Annotated in this window: 3 protein-coding genes and 3 pseudogenes; 1 reads left to right on the top strand and 5 read right to left on the bottom strand. The window is 53.7% G+C overall.

Annotated elements, in window-relative coordinates:
- Positions 1-123: 123 nt before the first annotated feature.
- Positions 124-440 (bottom strand): annotated as a pseudogene (locus tag ACTBDZ_RS16155) (DUF554 family protein); the annotation flags it as partial.
- 271 nt (positions 441-711) lie between these two features.
- Between ACTBDZ_RS16155 and ACTBDZ_RS16150 the strand changes: the two are divergent.
- Positions 712-1,563 carry an SDR family oxidoreductase gene (locus ACTBDZ_RS16150; RefSeq protein WP_438816064.1) on the top strand — a complete coding sequence of 284 codons (852 nt, stop codon included), beginning with the start codon at positions 712-714 and terminating at the stop codon, positions 1,561-1,563.
- An 87-nt stretch (positions 1,564-1,650) separates the two neighbouring features.
- Here ACTBDZ_RS16150 and ACTBDZ_RS16145 read toward each other — a convergent pair whose 3' ends face one another.
- The 4 genes and pseudogenes from ACTBDZ_RS16145 to ACTBDZ_RS16130 form a co-directional block, all read right to left on the bottom strand.
- On the bottom strand, positions 1,651-2,043 hold the full coding sequence (locus ACTBDZ_RS16145) for a winged helix-turn-helix transcriptional regulator (RefSeq protein ID WP_438816063.1): 393 nt from the start codon (positions 2,041-2,043) through the stop codon (positions 1,651-1,653).
- 98 nt (positions 2,044-2,141) lie between these two features.
- Complete coding sequence (locus tag ACTBDZ_RS16140) at positions 2,142-2,705, bottom strand: TetR/AcrR family transcriptional regulator (RefSeq protein ID WP_438816062.1); 564 nt, start codon at positions 2,703-2,705, stop codon at positions 2,142-2,144.
- A 106-nt stretch (positions 2,706-2,811) separates the two neighbouring features.
- A pseudogene (locus ACTBDZ_RS16135) lies at positions 2,812-3,357 on the bottom strand (aldo/keto reductase); the annotation flags it as partial.
- Positions 3,358-3,367: 10 nt separating this feature from the next.
- Positions 3,368-3,478, bottom strand: a pseudogene (locus ACTBDZ_RS16130) (IS5 family transposase); the annotation flags it as partial.

Below are 3,478 nucleotides of genomic sequence, written 5' to 3'. Positions count from 1 at the left end.
GTTCAGTATTGGTGACAGACCACCACAAGTATCCAACCTCAATTCTGTTCACAAGACCATCGTTGATGTTCTCGGCGAGCGATACCGTCGAATTTATTCTTAAAGTAGGTGCGGAATGACGGGTGTATACACGTCCGTCGGCAGTTTGTGCCGTGGCGGCGGCAGAACACGGCTTAATACCCGTTGGATCCAGATGCCTCCAAGTTGTATACCATGCTCCAATCGCAACAGTTCACCCAATGCCACCCCCAGCACCACCGCCAGTGCGACCTCCGGCAATTGGTGCACCTTGATAACCAAGGTTATCCCCATCGCAATGGAGATCATGGCAAACGCAGGGGGAAGACCATCGCGCAGGCGCTGGGGAATAAAACGGCTCAGGGAAATACCCAGTACGCCGCCAATATAATGGCGGAACCGTTAATCAGAGGACCAATCATAATACTCCTTACACCCACATCTGCGTGTTACAGACAACGAGACTTCAGTGGGTTTGCCCCGGCAATCACGGCGGGCAGAAAAATACAAAGAACCTACTATACTCCCACCAGACTCCGGCAGGATGCAATATCAGGTATAAGTCAATCAGTCACGCTCAGGTGAGTCAGCAGGATTGTAGCACTTACATTTATGTAAGTACTTACTAAAAGTTATTTAAGGCCTTATAGTGAGTTCCACATCAATCACGCCATCCGGCGAAGGAGTAGGATCATGACGATTGCCGCAACAGGAGCCACCGGCCAGCTAGGCCAGTTAGTTATCGCCAAACTCAAAGAAAAAACGGCGGGCAGTAATATTGTCGCGCTGGTACGCAGTCCGGAAAAGGCCAAAAGTCTGGGTGTCACCGCTCGCGCGGCCGATTATACGCAGCCAGCCACGCTCGAAGCCGCCTTATCCGGTATAGAAACCCTGCTGTTAATTTCTGGTAATGAAATCGGCCAGCGTGCGGTACAACACGCCAATGTTATCGCTGCGGCGAAAAAGAGCGGCGTAAAGCGCATTGTGTATACCAGCTTGTTGCACGCGGACACTTCACCGCTCAATCTGGCACCAGAGCATGCTGAGACGGAAAAAACCCTGAAAGCGTCCGGCACTGATTACACTATCCTGCGCAATGGCTGGTACACCGAAAACTATACCGGTTCTATCGCTCCAGCGCTGGCTAACGGAGCCTTCTATGGCAGCGCCGGAGAGGGGAAAATTGCCTCTGCCGCGCGTGAAGATTTTGCGCAAGCCGCCGTCGTAGTGCTTACACAGCAAGGTCACAGCGGGAAAACCTATGAATTAGCCGGCGATGAACCTTATACACTGGCGCAACTGGCTGCTGAAGTCACCAAGCAAAGCGGCAAGCCGATTCCCTATAAAAATATTCCCGAAGCTGATTACGCCGCTGCACTAAAAGGCGCGGGCCTGCCGGAAGGGTTCGCCGCCGCTATCGCATCGTGGGATGTGGGTGCGTCACAAGGTGGATTATATGAAGCGTCACATCAACTCTCCGCGCTAATTGGCCGCCCTACCACGCCGCTGTCCGTGTCGGTGGCGGAGGCATTAAAAGCGCTCTGATGTCACTCGTCCTGCCTTCTCGGCAGGACTGTTTGTGTAAACGACCGGCTATTCCAACGGGTTTTTCGCTGACTGCGGCGTCTGTTCCTACAAAATGGCCGGTAAATTGACTTCTATCCAATCAGCCAGATCGCTTACCTTTTCCGCCGCTTCGCGCCCTAAGGGCGTCAGGGTGTACTCCACGTGAGGGGGAACGGTGTTATAAACGTGTCGATGCACCATGCCATCGGCTTCCAGCCATTGCAGCGTTTGTGACAGCATCCGCTCGCTGATGCCCTCAATGCTGCGTCGTAATGCGCTAAAGCGCTGTGTACCCGGCAGTAACACAATCATCACCAACACACCCCAACGGCTGGTGAGATGCTTAAGCACCTCGCGTGAAGGGCAGTTTGCCGCCAAGACATCACCGCGATCGAGTTTCTCCGAGAGGGTGAGGGTTTGCCGATCGATATCGGCTTGTGGCACAGGAAATGTGATCATTAAAAGCTTACCTGGGTGTTCATACTTACTAAAAGTAATTGAATGCTACGCCAGTCTCTGCCCAAACGTCAATCTGACCAGAATCGGTTCAGATGTGTTTATACCGCATCATCGATCAATGCGTTTTTGGCCGACAGAAGAAACTCATCCGACAAAGCATCTCCGGCAGTGGCTCGCGCCAGTGTCAACGCGCCCAACAGCAGGGATAATTGCACCAACACGTGCTGTCTGCGCTGTTCAGCGTCTCGGATATCGGAAACAGACGCCAACCTTTCCAGCATTGCCTTAACGCCATCAAAATAGACGTCGCGCACCGGTTTAGCTTCCCCCTCGCGGGCAACATCGCTGGCTAGCGCGGTTATTGGGCATCCATCCTTCGCCGCGTCGCGGTGTGTTGTGGAAAGATAGGCCTCCACCAACGTGCGAAGATCATCATGGTGGTGTGACTGATGCCTGATTTCCTGCCAGCGGGAGGCGGAGTCATCAAGCGCCTTACGGCTGGCAATCGCGGCCAGTTCATCCTTAGAGGAAAAATGCCCATAAAAACCACCGTGCGTTAATCCCGCTGCCGCCATCAGATCGTTCACACTGACCCCATTCAGACCGCGTTCACGAAAAAGCTGCGAGGAAACCTGAATAATTTCCTCTCGATTACGCGCCATCTGCTGTTTGATACACGGGCCATGATGTTCTCCTTTTCAGTCAGGCATCATCTTAGGTGATGGAAAAATAAGACTCAATAGATGATGCCTTTCATCAATAACCCGATCAGGCGCGTGGTGACCACGGAGTGTTATAGTAAGCGCCCTCACCGCCTTGCGCCCGAGGCCGCGTACCTGCAATCTGCTCGTGTGGTGTACCCATAGCGATTGCACTGGCCTCATCCAACCGCGCGGCCTGCTCGTCGCTCATCGTGATATCCAAAGCCAGCAGCGTGTCGTTCAATTGCGCCAGTGTGCGCGAACCAAGAATAGGAATCAGGCTGGTGCTGGCACGAGCGGCTTTGTAGCGCAGCCAGGCGATGGCAACCTGCACCGGGATCGCGTTCAATTCCTGTGCAATGGCAAAGACCGTATCCAGCAAGGTGGTATCCTGCTCGACATGTATCAATCTTCCGCCAAACCCCTTCAGTCTCCCTTCTGCGCTTTGGCGGTATTTCCCCGTCAGAAGCCCCCCTCCCAGCGGTGACCACGGCGTAATCGCCAGCCCCAGCGCTTCAGCCATGGGTAGAAGTTCTCGCTCTGCGGTGCGTTGTACCAGGCTGTATTCCACCTGAACGCCAGCAATACGCGACCAGCCCCGCAGCTCTGCTAGGCTGTGTCCCTTAATTGCGTAACCGGTGGTAAAACACGCGGATGCAGCCCAGTTTCACCATTGCTAGATAGTTTCTTGCCGTTTTTTCATAACGTGTGGCGATCCGTCGATATTCCTTTAA

Origin of the sequence: Symbiopectobacterium sp. (genome assembly GCF_051710365.1) — a bacterium.
Lineage (GTDB): Bacteria > Pseudomonadota > Gammaproteobacteria > Enterobacterales > Enterobacteriaceae > Symbiopectobacterium.
This window is presented reverse-complemented; position numbering and strand designations above follow the sequence as displayed.

Coding starts and splice junctions, on each gene's coding strand:
- ACTBDZ_RS16150 (WP_438816064.1), top strand. CDS start 712: ATGACGATTGCCGCAACAGGAGCCACCGGCCAGCTAGGCCAGTTAGTT.
- ACTBDZ_RS16145 (WP_438816063.1), bottom strand. CDS start 2,043: ATGATCACATTTCCTGTGCCACAAGCCGATATCGATCGGCAAACCCTC.
- ACTBDZ_RS16140 (WP_438816062.1), bottom strand. CDS start 2,705: ATGGCGCGTAATCGAGAGGAAATTATTCAGGTTTCCTCGCAGCTTTTT.